Origin of the sequence: Enterococcus sp. S183_ASV_20 (assembly GCF_018919685.1) — a bacterium.
Classification (GTDB): domain Bacteria; phylum Bacillota; class Bacilli; order Lactobacillales; family Enterococcaceae; genus Enterococcus; species Enterococcus faecalis.
In genome coordinates, this window is sequence record NZ_JAHLRI010000010.1 from 47,202 (window position 1) to 64,895 (window position 17,694).

19 protein-coding genes, 1 tRNA gene, 1 pseudogene and 1 other annotated feature are annotated in these 17,694 nt (G+C 36.4%); of the genes and pseudogenes, 11 read left to right on the forward strand and 10 right to left on the reverse strand.

All coding sequences use genetic code 11. The features are described 5' to 3' along the window. Positions 1-57 precede the first annotated feature (57 nt). Entirely contained in the window at positions 58-267 is a 210-nt protein-coding gene (locus tag KQI94_RS05530) for a hypothetical protein (protein WP_002368185.1), read from the forward strand. 73 nt (positions 268-340) lie between these two features. Here the strand turns inward: KQI94_RS05530 and bopD are convergent, their stop codons facing one another. Genes bopD through KQI94_RS05550 form a run of 4 tightly spaced genes read right to left on the reverse strand, consistent with a single transcriptional unit; the run spans position 341 to position 5,327 of the window. After that, complete coding sequence (gene bopD / locus KQI94_RS05535) at positions 341-1,351, reverse strand: LacI family transcriptional regulator BopD (RefSeq protein ID WP_002358859.1); 1,011 nt, start codon at positions 1,349-1,351, stop codon at positions 341-343. 23 nt (positions 1,352-1,374) lie between these two features. Continuing rightward, positions 1,375-2,382, reverse strand: coding sequence for an aldose epimerase family protein (locus tag KQI94_RS05540; protein ID WP_002368186.1), 1,008 nt, complete (start codon positions 2,380-2,382; stop codon positions 1,375-1,377). Continuing rightward, on the reverse strand, positions 2,372-3,040 hold the full coding sequence (pgmB, locus tag KQI94_RS05545; protein ID WP_002355844.1) for a beta-phosphoglucomutase: 669 nt from the start codon (positions 3,038-3,040) through the stop codon (positions 2,372-2,374). Before pgmB ends, KQI94_RS05540 begins: the two co-directional genes overlap by 11 nt. Beyond that, a complete protein-coding gene (locus KQI94_RS05550) occupies positions 3,033-5,327 on the reverse strand; it encodes a glycoside hydrolase family 65 protein (protein ID WP_002368188.1) in 2,295 nt (764 codons plus the stop codon). The genes pgmB and KQI94_RS05550 overlap by 8 nt, the downstream gene beginning before the upstream one ends. A 280-nt stretch (positions 5,328-5,607) precedes the next feature. Between KQI94_RS05550 and KQI94_RS05555 the strand changes: the two genes are divergently transcribed. After that, on the forward strand, positions 5,608-7,776 hold the full coding sequence (locus KQI94_RS05555; RefSeq protein ID WP_216454331.1) for a PTS transporter subunit IIBC: 2,169 nt from the start codon (positions 5,608-5,610) through the stop codon (positions 7,774-7,776). Between the two features lie 214 nt (positions 7,777-7,990). Further along, a complete protein-coding gene (gene mapP, locus KQI94_RS05560) occupies positions 7,991-8,815 on the forward strand; it encodes a maltose 6'-phosphate phosphatase (RefSeq protein WP_216454332.1) in 825 nt (274 codons plus the stop codon). Between the two features lie 59 nt (positions 8,816-8,874). Here the strand turns inward: mapP and proC are convergent, their stop codons facing one another. Next, complete coding sequence (proC, locus tag KQI94_RS05565; RefSeq protein WP_002368192.1) at positions 8,875-9,690, reverse strand: pyrroline-5-carboxylate reductase; 816 nt, start codon at positions 9,688-9,690, stop codon at positions 8,875-8,877. A gap of 126 nt (positions 9,691-9,816) precedes the next feature. Here proC and KQI94_RS05570 point away from each other — a divergent pair, with 126 nt between their 5' ends. Genes KQI94_RS05570 through KQI94_RS05580 form a run of 3 tightly spaced genes read left to right on the forward strand, consistent with a single transcriptional unit; the run spans position 9,817 to position 11,366 of the window. Next, positions 9,817-10,767 (forward strand): AraC family transcriptional regulator, encoded by a 951-nt coding sequence (locus tag KQI94_RS05570; RefSeq protein ID WP_002390385.1) that lies wholly within the window; start codon positions 9,817-9,819, stop codon positions 10,765-10,767. Next, a complete protein-coding gene (locus KQI94_RS05575; RefSeq protein ID WP_002358867.1) occupies positions 10,760-11,059 on the forward strand; it encodes a hypothetical protein in 300 nt (99 codons plus the stop codon). Before KQI94_RS05570 ends, KQI94_RS05575 begins: the two co-directional genes overlap by 8 nt. After that, positions 11,052-11,366 carry a nucleotide pyrophosphohydrolase gene (locus tag KQI94_RS05580; protein ID WP_002363321.1) on the forward strand — a complete coding sequence of 105 codons (315 nt, stop codon included), beginning with the start codon at positions 11,052-11,054 and terminating at the stop codon, positions 11,364-11,366. Before KQI94_RS05575 ends, KQI94_RS05580 begins: the two co-directional genes overlap by 8 nt. A 159-nt stretch (positions 11,367-11,525) precedes the next feature. Here KQI94_RS05580 and KQI94_RS05585 read toward each other — a convergent pair whose 3' ends face one another. Both KQI94_RS05585 and KQI94_RS05590 read right to left on the reverse strand, forming a co-directional pair. After that, complete coding sequence (locus tag KQI94_RS05585; RefSeq protein WP_002390384.1) at positions 11,526-12,206, reverse strand: peptide ABC transporter permease; 681 nt, start codon at positions 12,204-12,206, stop codon at positions 11,526-11,528. 37 nt (positions 12,207-12,243) lie between these two features. Continuing rightward, on the reverse strand, positions 12,244-12,885 hold the full coding sequence (locus tag KQI94_RS05590) for an ATP-binding cassette domain-containing protein (protein ID WP_002390930.1): 642 nt from the start codon (positions 12,883-12,885) through the stop codon (positions 12,244-12,246). Between the two features lie 498 nt (positions 12,886-13,383). Here KQI94_RS05590 and KQI94_RS16780 point away from each other — a divergent pair. Further along, a pseudogene (locus KQI94_RS16780) lies at positions 13,384-13,581 on the forward strand (MerR family transcriptional regulator); the annotation flags it as partial. A 147-nt stretch (positions 13,582-13,728) separates the two neighbouring features. Continuing rightward, entirely contained in the window at positions 13,729-14,160 is a 432-nt protein-coding gene (locus KQI94_RS16785; RefSeq protein ID WP_002368197.1) for a VOC family protein, read from the forward strand. A 429-nt stretch (positions 14,161-14,589) separates the two neighbouring features. Here KQI94_RS16785 and KQI94_RS05605 read toward each other — a convergent pair. Next, positions 14,590-14,663 (reverse strand) — tRNA-Arg (locus KQI94_RS05605). A gap of 172 nt (positions 14,664-14,835) precedes the next feature. Beyond that, positions 14,836-14,911 (forward strand) — a sequence feature (ribosomal protein L21 leader region). Positions 14,912-14,930: 19 nt separating this feature from the next. Here KQI94_RS05605 and rplU point away from each other — a divergent pair. The 3 genes from rplU to rpmA are packed head-to-tail and all read left to right on the forward strand — an operon-like array spanning position 14,931 to position 15,916. After that, positions 14,931-15,239 carry a 50S ribosomal protein L21 gene (rplU, locus tag KQI94_RS05610; RefSeq protein WP_002355866.1) on the forward strand — a complete coding sequence of 103 codons (309 nt, stop codon included), beginning with the start codon at positions 14,931-14,933 and terminating at the stop codon, positions 15,237-15,239. 32 nt (positions 15,240-15,271) lie between these two features. Next, positions 15,272-15,616 (forward strand): ribosomal-processing cysteine protease Prp, encoded by a 345-nt coding sequence (locus KQI94_RS05615; RefSeq protein WP_002355867.1) that lies wholly within the window; start codon positions 15,272-15,274, stop codon positions 15,614-15,616. A gap of 12 nt (positions 15,617-15,628) precedes the next feature. Next, positions 15,629-15,916, forward strand: coding sequence for a 50S ribosomal protein L27 (rpmA, locus tag KQI94_RS05620; protein ID WP_002355868.1), 288 nt, complete (start codon positions 15,629-15,631; stop codon positions 15,914-15,916). A gap of 87 nt (positions 15,917-16,003) precedes the next feature. On the opposite strand, the gene KQI94_RS05625 is transcribed toward rpmA, so the two are convergent. Both KQI94_RS05625 and KQI94_RS05630 read right to left on the reverse strand, forming a co-directional pair. Continuing rightward, positions 16,004-17,158 (reverse strand): site-specific integrase, encoded by a 1,155-nt coding sequence (locus KQI94_RS05625; RefSeq protein ID WP_002390381.1) that lies wholly within the window; start codon positions 17,156-17,158, stop codon positions 16,004-16,006. A gap of 65 nt (positions 17,159-17,223) precedes the next feature. Next, complete coding sequence (locus KQI94_RS05630; RefSeq protein ID WP_002366325.1) at positions 17,224-17,691, reverse strand: hypothetical protein; 468 nt, start codon at positions 17,689-17,691, stop codon at positions 17,224-17,226. Between the last annotated feature and the right edge of the window lie 3 nt (positions 17,692-17,694).

Sequence of the window (17,694 nt, forward strand, 5' to 3'; positions counted from 1 at the left end):
AATTATAGAAGAATTTAACGAAAAAATGAAAATTTATTTTGGGAAGGAATGTAAGAAATGGCGAAGGCAACGAAAATGAATGTTAACTATCGAGAGTCGATCTTGGATCGTGCGTATCGTTTAGAGCTAATAAAAAAAGACGAATATGTAAAACATCAAGAAAAATTATCATTATTAAATGAAAAATTGTCTGACGGGGAACCAGCTCAATTTGATGCAAAAGAAGAAACGTTTTGGAAAAAAATTTCGCAAAAAGTTATTTTATAAAAGTAATACATACGAATAAGAGCGTACACATAGAAAGAAGCGTAAGCAGTGTTAAACTGCTTACGCTTCTTTTTTAATGAATAGGAATAACTGTTTCACGCTTAATTAATTTGTGAGGAATAACGAGACGGACACCATTCGTCAATTCTTCGTGGATTAATTCATATAATTTTTTCATCGCCATTCGCCCTAATTCTGACGTGTCGATGTCAATGCTTGTTAGATAAGGATGTGTCAATGTTGAAAAGATAGAGTTGTTGAAACTGATAATGGATAATGTTTCAGGAACTTGATAACCATAGATTTGCGCAAGTTGCATCGTCCGCAAAGCAAAAATATCATCAATCACCACCAACGCCGTGGCATTATTTTGATGAAGAATGTCATCGAAAGCCATGTAATCTTCAGGTTTTTCTAACGCAACGCTTGGTAAAACAGTTAATCCTTGCATCATCATTGCTTTTTGATAACCAAAGTAACGTTCAAAGTACAAACTTTCATGCGTTGTATTGGTCACAAATAAAATATTTTTATGGCCGTTTTCAATTAAAAATTCCGTCGCTTGTTTCCCTAATAATTGATTATCATTATCCACGTAAACTATTTCCGTTTCATGTTGGTAAGGTTGACCGATTAAAGTAAAGGGAATGTTGTTTTCATATAAGTAATCAATGACGGGGTCCTTACTATCTGAATACACAAGAATAAAACCGTCCACTTGTTTTTGAAGATGCATTCTTTTAACGTTTTCCAATAGTACATCAAAACTTTTGGCAGTTGCAATAGCAGTAGTCATATCATAAAGACGGGCTTCCTCGTTGATGGCTTCCATAATTTCTAAATAAAATGGATTCCCTAACCGTTCTTTCGAATCTAAAGGAGGTAAAATTACGCCAATGGCACTTGAAATTCGTTTACCCAAATTCCGTGCCGTCATATTTGGCACATAGCCTAAGTCATCCATGACTTTTCGCACTTTCTTTTTTGTCGATTCAGAAATACTTGGATGATCGTTAATGACACGCGAAACGGTTGAGGTTGCAACCCCCGCTTTCTTAGCGACATCTTTTACTGTAATTGCCATTTTTGCCACGCCTTTCTTAGTGATTATAGAAGGTTAAATTGATAAACCGTTTGGTAGGTTTGCTTTTTATTAGCTGGTAATAAAATAGAGCCCCACTGAGGATGATGAACAATGTCTGGATACTCTTGTGGTTCAATTGCTAAGCCATAGTTTGAATGCATCGCTTGTCCATTAATAGAAAATGGAGCCTCAAAACCAGTCGTAGAAAATAATACCATACTTTGGTTCGTTGTTGCTATCGTCATTTTTCTTCCAGAAGTAGGTTCTTGTAAGCATAATTGTGGCTGTCTTAAGTCAGAGCCAACTAAGGAGAAAACATCATCTAACCCGGTTGGATAGCGTTGGAGGATTGTTTCGATAGGTGTCAGTTCATTAAAACGTATGGATAGTTCAGAAGCTGGTAAAATCTGTCCAGTAGGCAGCTTATTATCGTCTAATTCTAACATACCTTGACAGTTCAAAGATAGCAAATGTGACAGAATGTCTAACTTTCCATCGCCAGATAAATTAAAGTAGGCGTGGTTCGTAGGATTAAAAAATGTTTCCTGTTTACTTCGTCCAGTACTGATCATTCGTAAATGATTATCCTCTAGCTGGTAGGTGATGGTGGCCTCAATTGGTCCAGGATAGCCAGAAGTGGTGTCGGTTAAATGAAAGGTAACGCCAATGATATCCTTTTTTTCAAAGGGTTCGACTGTCCAATATTGAAAAGACCATCCCTTTGAGCCACCATGGATATGATGACCGTCGCTATTTTGTTCTAATATTCCATTTTGCCAATGGCCATTACGAATGCGTCCAGCAACTGGTCCAACAGTGGCGCCAAAAAAGCTTTGATCCTTTAATACATCTTGATACGAATCATACGATAAAAGGATATTTTCCCAATGATTATTTTTATTTGGCATCAAAAGTTGATGGAGGCGCGCGCCATAATTGAGAAGAACGACTTCTAAAAAGTCGTTCTTCAAAGTAATTTTTTTTAAGTTTGTGTTTGGAATATCGGTTACGGTGATACGATTATCCTTCATGATCAAGCCACACTTTTTTTAAGTAATCAAACGTTAAAGCGCTCGTCTCTGGCACGATGGGCAACCCTTCGCCTAACTCTTCTTTGCGGCCAACGCCAACAGGTTGCGCTCCGCTAGCAAGAATCGCTTGAATCCCAGCTTTGGCATCTTCAATGCCAAGACATTCTGCTGGTGTCAAATCAATTTCTTTCGCAGCTAAAATGAAAATATCTGGAGCGGGTTTACCTGCCTGGACGTCTGCTGGATTAGCAATGGCATCAAAAAGGGGTGTCAATTGCATTTTTTCTAAAAGAAAAGGCCCATTTTTACTTGCAGAAGCCAAGGCGATTTTAATATTGGCTTCACGTAATTCCGTTAATAAAGAAAGAATTCCTGGATAGACATCTTCAGGCGTAATTGCTTGGATCATTTCCAAGTAATAATCGTTTTTCCGTTGCGCTAACTGGGCAAATTCTTCAGAAGAAAACGTGCCTTCTTTTTTTCCGTATTTTAACAGTAACTGCAGAGAATCTTCACGGCTTACACCTTTCAATTGTTCGTTGAAAACACGGTCAATGGAAATTCCAATTTCGTTCCCTAATTTTTTCCAAGCGTGGTAATGAAATTCTGCTGTATCAGTAATAACGCCATCTAAATCAAACAAAACGCCTTTAAACATGAACTTCTTCCTTTCTGATCGGTAAAACTAATCGATCTTTTAATGTGTATTTTTGATCGTAAACAGTTAATGGAATTGCAGGGCCGTCGAGTAAAGTGAAGGCCACTTGGTCTGCTGCAACTTCAACAAATAGTAAACGATTCCGATAATTAATGTGGAATGAGTAGGCTGTCCATGTCGCTGGTAAAAAGGGTGCAAATTTTAGTTGTTGATGGTCCGTTTTCATTTGGGCAAAACCTTGCACAATCGCTAGCCAACTACCAGTCATTGAGGTAATGTGTAAGCCATCTTCTGTATCATTATTGTAATTATCTAAGTCAAGGCGCGCTGTTCGTTGATACATTTCCACTGCTTTTTCTTCCATGCCTAATTCAGCAGCTAACACAGCATGAATGCTTGGTGAAAGAGAAGATTCATGGACAGTCATTGGTTCGTAAAAGTTAAAGTTCCGGCGTTTTTCTTCTAAAGAAAAGGCATCATTGAAGAAATAAATTCCTTGAAGAACATCGGCTTGTTTAATGAAACAAGACCGTAAAATTTTATCCCATGACCAATGTTGATTTAAAGGCAGCTCACTAAGTGGTAAATCAGAAACAGGCATTAAATCTTTATCTAAGAAAGTGTCATGTTGTACAAAAATGCCTAATTCGTTATCCACTGGGAAGTACATATTTTCTACAATGTCTGCCCATTTAGCTAATTCGTCGTCTGCAATTTTGAGCGTTGTTTCTTCTTGGAATTTTAAATAAGACTCACGGGTGTAACGTAGAACCCACGCAGCGATTGTATTGGTATACCAGTTATTGTTGATATTATTTTCATATTCATTTGGCCCCGTTACGCCATGAATCATATATTGGTTATGACGTTGGGAGAAGTGGACCCGATCCGCCCAAAAACGAGCAATTGCCACAAGCACTTCTAGACCAGCATCTTTGAGATAGTCTTCGTCTCCTGTATAGTTGACATAATTATAAATCGCATAAGCAATCGCACCATTTCTGTGAATCTCTTCAAAAGTGATTTCCCACTCATTATGACATTCGACACCAGTAAAAGTAACCATTGGGTAAAGCGCACCCTTTAACCCTTGTTGTTGGGCATTATGAATGGCTTGAGGCAATTGATTGTGGCGATATTTCAGTAGATTTTTAGTAACTTCGGGCTTAGCCAACGCCAAGTAAAGTGGGACAGCATATGCTTCGGTATCCCAGTATGTGGCACCGCCATATTTTTCGCCAGTAAAGCCTTTTGGTCCGATATTTAAACGATCGTCTTCACCATAGTAGGTTGAGAAAAGTTGGAACAGATTAAAACGGATGCCTTGTTGGGCTTCGTCATCTCCTTCAATAACAACATCAGCTAATTGCCAACGTTTTGCCCAAGCGGCAGCTTGCCCAGCTTTTGCTTCAGGGTACAAGGTAGTCATTTCTGCAAATAATTCGTTTACTCGTGTGATTTGTTGCGTTTCTGGCACATCACGACTGGTAACGACAAGCACTTCTTTTGTGATGGCGGTCGTTTCGCCTTCGTTTAAAGACACTGTCAATTCTGCGGTTAAGGCCAAGGGCTGTTGTGTATATGTAGGCACAACAGAGGCTCCATCGATGAAATGGCGCATGCCTGCAGTCACTGTGAAACGCTCTATTTCAAAGTTGTTAGGAATGGTCTTAGTCGTAACAAAGCCAAGTGTTTCTTGTGTTTCAATAGCCATTTCTTCCCAAAAATGTTCTTCATAATTGCTGTCTTCATTTTGAACATCGCCATCCAATTTTGAGTGAAGAGTGATTGTGCCTGTACCTTCCAACATTTCAATTGTTAAGTGGATGTAAGCTGCTTCTTTTTTTTCTAAGCTTAAAAAACGTTCAAAAGAGAAGCGCACTTTGTTCTTCGGTGTTTGGATGGTGAATTGCCGAGAAAGGACCCCATTTTGCATGTCTAATTCTAAAGAAAAATCTTCGTAAGGTGTAGTGGCTAAATCAATTGTTTGTCCATCAATTTGTAAGTCCATTGCGATGAAATTAATTGCGTTAATCACTTTGCCAAAATATTCAGGATAACCATTTTTCCACCAACCAACACGTGTTTTGTCTGGATACCAAACACCTGCTAAATAGGTTCCTTGATGATGGTCGCCAGAATAGTATTCTTCAAAATTTCCCCGCATCCCCATATAGCCATTGCCAATGCTTGTTAATGATTCTTGTAAACGTAAATTTTCTTTATCTAAGTGTGTAGTACGGATTTTCCAAGGATCAATTTGGAATAAACGTTTGATTTGTTTCATGAGAATCCCCCTCAGTGATTTTATTGATAGGTCTATCATAAACGCAACCGATTGCATTAGTCAATAGTCAATGCTTAAAAAGTGTAATCTTATGAATAAAAGCTGAAACAAAGGTAGGATAGAAGGAGCTTTATTTGCTTTATTAAAAGACAAAATAAAAAAGGAATAAGTAGTAGGGAGTTGTTTTCCACAATATTTTTGAAATTAAAGCATTTACAAAAAGGAAACAGGAGTATATAATGGCAACATAACGAAACCGATTGCGTAAGGAGTGGCAAGAATGAAAAAAATGTTTAGTTTTGAGTTTTGGCAAAAATTCGGGAAAGCTTTAATGGTCGTTGTGGCAGTAATGCCCGCAGCGGGTTTAATGATTAGTATTGGGAAATCGCTTCCTTTAATCGATCCTAATTTAGGCTTGTTAGTAACAACAGGCGGAGTTCTGGAGAGTATCGGTTGGGCAATTATTGGCAACTTACATTTACTATTTGCGTTAGCAATAGGTGGCAGTTGGGCCAAAGATCGTGCAGGTGGCGCATTTGCAGCGGGGATTTCTTTTGTTTTAATCAACCGTATTACTGGAGCCATTTTTGGTGTAACAAATGAAATGTTGGCAGATGAACAAGCTTTCACGCATACCTTATTTGGCACCAAGATTATGGTGAAGGGATTCTTTACAAGTGTCTTAGAAGCTCCGGCATTAAATATGGGTGTTTTTGTAGGGATTATTGCTGGTTTTGTCGGTGCGATGGCTTACAACAAGTATTACAATTATCGGAAATTACCAGATGCGCTATCATTTTTTAATGGTAAACGGTTTGTCCCATTTGTCGTTATTTTGTGGTCAACAATTGTCTCAATTGCATTAGCACTTATTTGGCCAAATATTCAAGCGGGAATTAATAATTTTGGGTTATGGATTGCGCAATCTCAAGACAGTGCACCTATTTTAGCGCCATTCTTATATGGAACGTTGGAACGTTTGTTATTACCTTTTGGGTTACATCATATGTTGACGATTCCAATCAACTATACACAATTAGGTGGAACGTATGAAATTTTATCTGGCGCACAAGCTGGAACCCAAGTCTTTGGTCAAGATCCTTTATGGTTGGCTTGGGCAACAGACTTAGTGAATCTTAAAGGCGCTGGTGATATGAGCAAGTATCAGTTTGTCTTAGAAAATTGGACACCAGCTCGATTCAAAGTAGGCCAAATGATTGGTTCTTCAGGGATTTTAATGGGGATGGCTTTGGCGATGTATCGTAATGTCGATGCAGATAAAAAAGCTAAATATAAATCAATGTATTTTTCTGCTGCTTTAGCTGTTTTCTTAACTGGTGTGACAGAGCCGCTAGAATTCATGTTTATGTTTGCTGCAGTGCCGCTTTATGTGATTTATGCCGTGATCCAAGGTGCTGCTTTTGCAATGGCTGATATTTTACCATTGCGTGTGCATTCGTTTGGAAATATTGAATTGTTAACAAGAACACCGCTAGCAATAAAAGCTGGTTTAGGTGGTGATTTAATCAATTTTGTTTTAATGGTCATCATTTTTGGTGTTGTCACTTATTTCTTAGCGAATTTCTTAATTAAAAAATTTAATTACGCAACACCTGGAAGAAATGGAAACTATGACAATGATAACGGCGAAGAAATCGCATCTGGCGCGGCTGGTTCAGGTGTCGTCGATCAGCAAATCGCGCAAATTGTCTACTTACTTGGTGGTAAACAAAATATCAAAGAAGTTGATGCGTGTATGACACGCTTACGTGTCAGTGTAAAGGATCGAGAAAAAGTCGGTTCGGAAGAGGCGTGGAAACGGGCAGGTGCAATGGGCTTGATTGTGAAAGATAATGGCGTTCAAGCCGTTTATGGACCAAAAGCCGATGTTTTAAAATCCGATATTGAAGATTTATTAGCTTCCGGCGTTGACATTCCAGAACCAGTTATAGCAGAAAGTACAGCAGGAGTGCCAACAACGTATTTCTTAGGCAAGAAAAAAGATTTCGTGGCTGTGGCGACAGGGGAAGTTATTCCAATGGCGCAAGTCAATGATCCTGTCTTTTCACAAAAAATGATGGGGGATGGATTTGCAGTTAAGCCTCTAGAAGGAGAGGTGGTGGCACCAATTTCGGGGAAAGTCCTAAGTGTTTTCCCAAGCAAACATGCGATTGGGCTACAAACAGAAGAAGGTATTGAAGTACTTGTCCATATGGGAATTGATACAGTTGAAATGGCAACACCTGCTTTTGAATCTTTTGTTAAAGAAGGACAATCATTGAAAGCTGGGACGAAACTAGCTAAAATGAATTTGGATGTGATTGAACAAGCTGGCAAAGAAACAACGATTATTGTCGCCTTTACAAACAGCGACAAAGTGGAACAAGTAGTTATTAATCAACTAGGAACCACCACTGCGGGGACTGTGATTGGACAGATTGAAATTTAAATGATTAGGTATGAGGTCGGGACAGAACCGTTTAACTCCGAGAAATAAGAAGGAATTTCCGGAAATTGCTTTTTAATTTTTGGATAATTTCGGTTTATTTCCGAAGGAGTTGGTTCTGTTCCCGCCGTTTATCAGGTTTTGCGCGTGAAGCAAAAATCCAAAGTGATTTTTGTCCCACTCACAGACCTAATCACATGTAAGAGAAGGGGAAAAGATGAATCTTTTAACAATCAATACTCATAGCTGGTTAGAAGAAGAACCATTAAAAAAATTAGAGGAGATTGCCAAGGTGATTTTATCTTCTGAAAGTGAAATAATTGCCTTACAAGAAGTGAATCAGAAAGTCGCTTCCAAGAAAGTGCCGTTAGAACAGTTAACTACTTTTTGTCCCATAGCGACCCAAACGCCAATCCATGAAGATAATTTTGCATATCTAATCGTTCAATATCTAGCTGAAAAAGGCCAAAACTATTATTGGAGTTGGGAAATGAGCCACATTGGTTATGCTATTTATGAAGAAGGGAACGCACTACTTTCGAAATGTCCGTTGACTAGTGAAGCTCTCCTTATTTCAGAAAGCCAAGAACCAACGAATTATCGAACAAGAAAAATCTTAGTAGCGGAGACAGAGAGTTCAAAAGGTACGCTTACTGTTGTCTCTGGTCACTTTTCTTGGTGGGAAACACCCTGTACAGGTTTTGCCTATGAATGGCTACAATTAGAGAAATACTTAGCGACGGGGCAACAACCGTTAGTCATTTTAGGCGATTTAAACAACCCAGCTGGTTCAACTGGCTATCAATTAGTGGAAAATAGTTACTTGCCGATTCAAGATGCATTTGTTGTAGCGGAAGAGACAAGCGGTGAAGCGACAGTAGAGAAAAAAATAGATGGCTGGGAAGAAAATGAAGCAGCCTTGCGGATTGACTACGCATTTGTTCCAAAACAGTGGCACGTACGAAAATATGAAGTAATTTTTGATGGTAGGAAAACACCGATAGTCAGTGATCATTTTGGCTTACTCATTCAACTAAAATAAGAAAAAGCGCTGAATTTTCAGCGCTTTTTCTTATTTATTCGCTCATGTAATTATTCTTATCAGTCTTGTTTGGCTAATTCTTGATCCCGAAGGATGGTGGCCTCAATCCCTTTGATGACTGTTGAAATAAACGCATTGTTTTCTAATTCGACAATCCCAGCAACCGTGGTTCCACCAGGAGAACTGACTTGGTCGATTAAAGTCCAAGGATTCTCTGTGCTATTTGCCAAAGTTTGAGCGCTGCCTAGTACAGCTTGTGTGGCAATTTCTAAGGCCAACTCTTTGTTCATACCATTTTTAACGGCTGCTCGGGCAATCGAATCAATAAATAAGAAAGCATACGCAGGAGTGCTACCTGCAATAGCAGTAAAAATCGAAAAATACTGTTCCTCTAATTCCCAGGCTTGGCCAACTGCTCGAAACAACGATAAAACAGTCTGGATGTCTTCAGGGGATGCAAAAGCGTTACCACAGACAGCTGCTGCACCCGCGCCAATCAATGCATTCATATTGGGCATCACACGAACAAGACGAAGCGGTTGGGTAGTCTCAAACAGTTGATACAATTCTGCAATAGTCGTACCTGCTGCAATGGAAACAATTAACGGTTGCTTGTCTAAAATTGCTTCTTTTGCTTCAAGTAAAGCCGCTTGAACGAATTGCGGTTTCACTGCTAAAATAACTAAGTCAGCTACTGTAATAGCTTCTTGAGGCAAAGCAACCGCGTGTGCACCAATTTCTTGTGCAAAAGCGGCGGTTTTTTCGACTTGAATATCATAAAAATAAAGGTTTTCTGCGGCAATAAATTGCTTTTTTAGCGCACCTTTGGCAATAGCGGATGCCATATTTCCAGCACCGATAAAACTAATCTTCATAAAAAATTCCTCCTAAAAACTGTTGAATCTCTTTTTTCGTGTTACCATGTATCTAGTATAGAAGGAAACGCCAAAGAAAAAAATAGAGGGAGTAAAGTAAAAAGTGTTGGATTATGAGGTGATTAATTGGCAAGCAAAGAAGAGCAATATGCAGCATTTTATCAGTTTTTAGAGACCTTAGATTGTTATTTAACCACTACCAATGCTCTTGAGAATGAAGTAGCGCAATTTAAGGAAAATCCACATCGAGAAATTGCGGGCTTTATGCTGGCATCTTCGGAAACCATTGACGTTCCGAAAGGATTTATTCGGATGCTCTATTGTTTAGAGCAAGACGGCTATGCTTATTTGGATCAACAAAGGTGTTCGTTTTCGGCTGGCCAAGTCATGATTGTCAATGAGGCCACCTCGGTTAGCTATCAGGGGCAAGGAATGTCTATGATTATATTTTATTTTAAAAAGCACTATTTTCTTGATACGCTCTTAAATCAGCTGGCGGAAGAACCAGTCATGTATCGTTTTTTTACAGAAATTGCTAGCAGTGAATTTGAAAACATTCCTCGATATTTCGTTTTTGCCAGCCAGCCAAATTCGGATGTTCACGTCTATTCGCTATTATTACTGAAACAAATTGTGAAAATGGCCTATTTTAATAATAAAGTGACCAAAGCGGCCTTTGTTTTGCTAGTGGTGGAACTAGGTCAACTGCCTAGAGAAGCTTTAAAGATGCAAGATAATTATTTGTCGAATCATCAACGTGTTGAGGTGATTTTAGCGTATATTGAGCAACAGATTGCGCATGTCACTTTAGCAGAAGTCGCCGCTAAATTTCATTTTCATCCGAATTACTTATCGAATTTTTTAAAAGAAAAAACAAACAAAACGTTTACGGAAATTGTCTTAGCCTACCGAATCCAATTGGCGAAAAACTACTTGAAGCAAACAGATTTATCGATTCAAACAATTGTTGAACGAATCGGCTATCAAGACAAAGCCTTTTTTTATAAACGTTTTAAAGAAGAAATGGGCATGACCCCAAAACAATATCGACAGAAAGAGGGAATGGCAGATGTATGAAGAAGTCTTTGAAGAATTCCAGTTAACTGTAGTAGAATTACCAATCGAATTTGTTGATGATTTGCCTGTCTATCGCGGACACTTAAAAGAATTAACGTTTCTTTCAGCGGAAGCCTCTTCACGAAAAAAACTCTACCAACAGCTTTTACAGGCTTATTTGTTATATAGAGAAGAGAATCAAGCAGTTGTTGAAGAGGAAGAAATAACTTCCTCGTTATTGTCTACAGAGCAGTTATTAAAATACTATGATGGTGAAACGTTCGATGGGTTTCAGTTGCCATCAAATGAATAAGAAAGCAGGAGAACAGATGGATACAATGGCAAAAATTAATCAATTTCGAGATGAAAGAAATTGGCGCCCCCACCATAATGAAAAAGATTTGGCGCTCTCAATTTGTTTAGAAGCAGCAGAATTGTTAGAACTTTTTCAATGGAAAACAGCAGAAGAAGGCATCAAACAAGAAGAACGAATCAAAGAAGAATTGGCTGATGTTCTCATTTACTCCTACATGATGGCTGATAATTTAGGGTTTGATTTGGACGAAATTATCGAAGAAAAGTTGAAGAAAAATGCGGTGAAATATCCAGTGCCACACTAAGAAGCTTGTATTTTGATTACACGCCCCAAAGTTTAGAAAAATATCAGTTTGGGGCGTATCAAAATTGATGCTTTTTTAGTTTCAACTAGTTGTATTTTATTTGATTTAATCTATTGTCTCGAATAAGTAGATGAATCCTATCTGCGAAGTGGGTGTCGTTTATATTCCTAGTCTTAGCCAACGTTTATTATTTACCCTTGCAATAGCCAGCGCGATGATTGTTAGAACTATAATATACAAGATAATCAATAAATTGTGGTCAAAACTAATTGAGTTTTCTGAGCCTTCTAAAAAATTCTGGACGTTTAGATATAATTCGTTTGAAGCATCAAATATTGCAAAAAAACGTAAAAATCCACCAACTGCAACAAAAAGTACTGTTGTAATCCAATAGAGTATGCTAAAACCGATAGATAAAAGAACGTTAGCAGATAAAAAACTGATCAACGCAACAATTAAAATATACTGAATTGAAATCATCGATAATAAAAAAAACATTTGCAGAATTACAGAAAAATCCATAAAAATAAAGGAAACGATAAATAACAGAACTAGAATACTGCCTAGGGTCTCTACCGTAAGTGTCAAAACTTTTTTTATATAAAAAGTAAGGCTATTGGTATTCATCATACGATAAAATAAAATTGTTTTTCCTGAGTACTCTTTATTAATAAAGAAAGAGACTAGAAACGAAAACATTAGAAAGCCAAATTGTGTAAATACAGTATATGTACTAAATAAGTATTCTCGGTAACTTAACCTAGTTACTTTATCGATGCCAATAGGTAGAATCCATCCCATTGCAAAGATTGCAACGATAATTGCAATTAAAATAATCATTATTTTGTTGGAAATCGTTTTTTTTAATTCCAAAATTTCACCCCTCAATATACTTCTGAATAACTTCAGTTTGATTAGTAAAACGAATCATTTTGAAATCTTCAATTAAGTAATAGTTGCCTTTTAAATTTTTTAAATCTGATAAATTGTGTGTGATGTTTAGAATAATTTTTTTAGGATGATTTTTTATATATGCAAGTAGAAATAGATAGATTTCATTAATTGTTTGTTTATCTAAGGCGTTGGTAATTTCATCTAATACAATAATTGATTTATCTTCCAGAAAAAAAGAAAGTAATTTTAGTTTTTGTTTTTGTCCATCACTTAATTGTCCAATTAAGGAAGTTTTAGAAATATTTGTAGCGTGCAAAGAATGAGCCAAGTGTGCGACTGAATCTAAACCAAATCTTTTCTCTAGAAGAATAAATAATTCGCAGACTTTTAAATCGTTAGGGACATTAGAAAAGCTTGAAATAATCGTAACATTTTTACTTATTTCAGAAGGGATTAAACCACTTCGGTTTAACAATAAATCCTTAGCAAATTGTGATTTACCTACTCCGTTTTTCCCTAAGATATGATTAATCACCCCTTTTCTAAATGAAACTTTTGTATGTTCTAAAAGTAATTTATTATTTATTTTCAATATGTAATCATTTAGTTCTAACAACTTAGTCACCTCACACAAACCAACTAATGACTGTTTCAATGACCAATAACAAACTAATTGCTTGTATTAGCTTTACAATCAAGTGATTTTTTCTTTTATTTTCTAATTCATCTACACTGAATAACGTGATTAAAACTTTATAACCATCAGAGTTTAACACAGAAACTAGATTCCATAACAACGCATATGAAAAAAAATGAATGAACTGTCGAGTATTTTATTTTTTAAAAATAAGAGATTGATGACCTGAATAAAGTTAATGGTTAGATGATTTCATTTCGATTGCTTTTTAGTGAATTAAAGATTATAAAACTCTAATTTTAAGAAGGTATACTAATCGTATCAACTGTTTTGGTAAATGTAAAGGAGATTTTTAGAAAATAACAAGAGAAAGATCACGGGAATATCCAAATAAAATAGAAATGTATGAATAGAAACTTTTTCATTGACTTTCACATGGTGTTAAGGTTTATGATAAGAATATCAATTGAATGAAAAGGAGACTCTATGTATCAAATTGGGCAATTTGCCAAGTTAATGGATATTTCCCCACGGATGCTGCGTCATTATGAAAAAGCAGGAATTTTTGTTCCAAATGAAATTGATAAAAAAACAGGATATCGCTATTATAGCGCACATCAAATTCCTTTATTGAAACAAATTTTACTGTTAAGAGATTCAGGGTTTAAAGTTGAAGAGATGGCAGAAACTTTGAGAAAACTTAAGGATGCTTCTTTTTTGGAAACTATTTTGTTAAGAAAACGAGATCAATCGCGACATTTAATTCAAATGGAGGAGCAAAAGATTAAAAAAATTAATCAACAGTTAGTAGCTTTGAAGGAGGAAAAACAAATGATTAAAGGGACAGAAATCGATTTTATTGTTAGTGATAGCCTTAAGGCGCTTGCCTTATATAAAAAGGTGTTTGAAATAGAGGTAGTAGAAGCAACTGAGTATCCTGTCGGAATGAATGAAGCGGTTTTTCAACTTTATGGCACGAGGTTTCACATGTTAGATGCCAATGAAGAATATGGTTTAAAATCACCAACCCAAGAACATCCCAATACTATCTGGTTTAATATAACAGTAGAAAATATTGAAGAGACACATCAACTGGCAATGGAAAACGGTTGTCAAGAAGTACAGCCTATTACTGAAATGATGGAAGGAGCGCTCAAAAATTCATTGTTTATTGATCCGTATGGGTACATGTGGATGCTCCACCAAATCTATCAAGAGTTGAGTTTTGATGAGCGGATTGAGATTTTAGAAAACGAGCTGTAAAAATCAATATTCTTGTGTTTGTTTAACTAATTATCTGAAAAGAACGTAACGCTTATCAACTAAGCGTTACGTTCTTTTTATGTGTGTTAGCAGAAATTAGTTAAAAAGATAGAGATTTGAACGTATCCTGAATACTATGATATGCGTTTTGCTTATGGAAATGTGTCTATTGCTAAATTTCTAGCAAGTTCACGTTCTGACAGGCAACTAAAAAAGACCAGTATGTATGCGAATCGTCATGATTGGTGGGTTACAAGCAACGAGGGTTCTTCTGATGATGGCTCCGGTGACAGTTTCGGAGGTGGGAGTTTTGGCGGAGGTGGAGGTACTTCAAGTTGGTAGAAAGTTAAACTAGGTTAGGATGAACTTGGGATAACAAAAGCGCCTCTTAGAAACCTTGGTTTCTAAGAGGCGCTTTTGTTATCGTTACGTCACAGGAGGGATTCGAACCCCCGACCGTCCGCTTAGAAGGCGGATGCTCTATCCTGCTGAGCTACTATGACAATAGTTGTAACACAACAAAGCTAATTATAATGGAAGTAGTGTTAGAAAGTCAATCGGAAATTTAAATAACAGAAGAAGTTTTTTTGGAGAGAGAAAGTGAAGAAAATATAGAGTTTATATTGACGAGGTTTTCTGGTTCTGTTATTATAGTTAGTGTTGTAATTGTGGTCTCCACAGCTACAACCGCACAGAACAAGTTTTTAAGCATGAGCAATCATCACTTGGGATGGCGAGTCTAAGTCTAGAAGAAGGAGGTGCTGTATAGCATGTACGCAATTATCAAAACTGGTGGTAAACAAGTGAAAGTTGAAGTAGGTCAAGCAATCTACGTTGAAAAATTAAACGTTGAGGCTGGCGAGAAAGTTGTTTTTGACGAAGTTATCTTAGTAGGTGGCGAATCTACAAAAGTTGGTGCGCCAACTGTTGCAGGCGCAACTGTTGAAGGAACTGTTGAAAAACACGGCAAACAAAAGAAAGTCGTGACTTTCCAATACAAACCTAAAAAACACTCTCACCGTAAACAAGGTCACCGTCAACCGTATACAAAAGTTATGATCGAAGCAATCAACGCTTAATCTCTCTTGTTGACAGGAAAGAAGGCCTATCAATGATTAAAGGTTCTTTTAAACGAACAGGCTCCGGCCGAATCGTTTCATTCGAATTAACCGGGCATGCTGAAGCAGGTCCTTATGGCAGCGATGTGGTTTGCGCGGCAGTTTCTGCCTTAGCAATTAGCACAGTCAATGGGATTGATGCCTTAGCAGGTTTTGAACCGATTGTCGAAGTTGATGATGTAGAAGGTGGCTACCTTTATGTCGAGATGTTAACAACTGTCAATCAGGAACAAAAAAATATTGCCCAAATTCTATTAGAAAATCTTTTATTAGGTTTACAATCAATAGAGAACGAAAATACTGAATTTATTCAAATAAAAACAATCACTGAGAAATAGGAGGTGCAGACTATGTTATTGACTATGAATTTACAATTATTTGCCCATAAAAAAGGTGGCGGTTCTACATCAAACGGCCGTGACTCTGAATCTAAACGATTAGGCGCTAAAAGTGCTGATGGCCAAACAGTTACAGGTGGTTCAATTTTATACCGTCAACGCGGAACTAAAATTTATCCAGGTGTGAACGTTGGAATCGGTGGCGACGATACGTTATTTGCAAAAGTTGACGGTGTGGTACGTTTCGAACGTAAAGGCCGCGACAAAAAACAAGTATCAGTTTATCCAGTAGCCAACTAGTGTAATAGCTCAAGCCTTTGTTTATCAAAGGTTTGGGCTTTTTTTGTTGGTTTGAAAAATATTTGACCATACTTTTGACCATACTAGTTAAAAGCCGATGTATTTTGATAGTTTTTCGGTAGTTTTTTCTTTTCCATCATTTGTTAGATGTGTATAAGTATCTAAAGTTGTTTTTATGTTTGCATGTCCTAATCGTTCCTGAACTTCTTTATGATCTGCACCAGCATAGTATAATAAAGATGCATGCGTGTGTCTAAATCCGTGAAGCCCAATGTTTGGTAAGTTAGCCTTTTTACGATAAATATTGTATCTATCTGTAATAGCTTGATTTATTGTAAATTCATTTTCTTCATTGGTGAAAATACGTGAGGGTTGTGTATAACCAAGTTTAAGAAGATATTTTTTTTGCTCTAATTTCCATTTTTTTAAGATAGTTATTGTTTTTGCATCTAATATTAGTGTTCTGTTTGATTTTTTTGTTTTTGGAGTATTTGATACATAATAATGGTCAGATTTAGCAATTGTTTTGTTGATTTGTAGTTCACCAGTTTTAATGTTTAAATCGTCCCAAGTAAGAGCTAACAACTCCCCTATCCTACATCCACTAAAAGCTAATAATCTGAATAATGTATAATCTCTTATTGTAATGTAGGTACTTTCACTTTGTTCAATACTTTTTAAAAATATTTGAAGTTGATCTTTTGTATAGAATTTAATTTTCTTTTCTGATGTAATAATATCTTGATTTTTAGGAACTATTACATTAATCACTGGGTTTTGATTGGTAACCCCTATGTTAATAGCGAATTTGAAGACTTGATTCATATAATTTATAAAAAGGGGATATTGTTTTGAACTACCTTTTGAATGCCATGTATTCACGATTTTCTGACAATAAGCAGTTGAAATTTTTGATATTTCAATTTTTCCAAATGAAGGTAGTATGTGTTTTCTGAAGATTATTTCTGTTCGAGAGTAGCTACTTTCTTTTACGGTATTTTTATAATTTTCTAGCCACATAAATGCTACTTCTTGGAATGTTATATTAGTGGAAGAGGGAATGCCATTTTTTTGAATTTCCATTTCTAACCTTGCTAATGCAATTTTAGCCTCTTTTTGAGTGCGAAATCCTCTCTTAGTTGTATACTTCTTTTTTCCAGTTAGCGGATCGGTACCAAGATATGTTTTGAAGTACCATGCTTTTTCACCATTCTTTTTTTTATATTGTTTTATCATTGCCATAAAATTCTCCTTTCGAACATACGTTCTTTTGTATTTTAAAAGAAAAGCCAGAAGGCTAATCTTGATTAATTATTTAAATTATTTACTAATTCATTTCCTGAAACTAATAAATAAATAAGGGTTGCTCCAGAATTTTCCTCACCATCCCATTCGTAAATAGCTTTTATTCTGCCGTAATTGACATCATTACAGGTTACTATCCATCTATTTTTATTATTAATATAATTTAAAGCGACATTCCATGTATCTTTTCCTCGATATTTTAGAGTGTATCCTCTATCTTCACAATCAAGTTGGGTATAAGATATGAGAGTTTGTTCCTGTTTTTCAGTAATAGAAGATACTTCTTTTTCTTGGTTATCATATATTGAGTTAGTCTGATATGTTTCTTCCAAAATAACTGATGACGAGGTTTCTTGATTATTCTCAATTGACGAGCTTTGTCTGTCAGTCTCATATTCGTTTGAGGAATCACATGCCGCTAATACTAAACAAGATAGTAGCATTGAGAAAATAATATTTCTTTTTTTCATAAA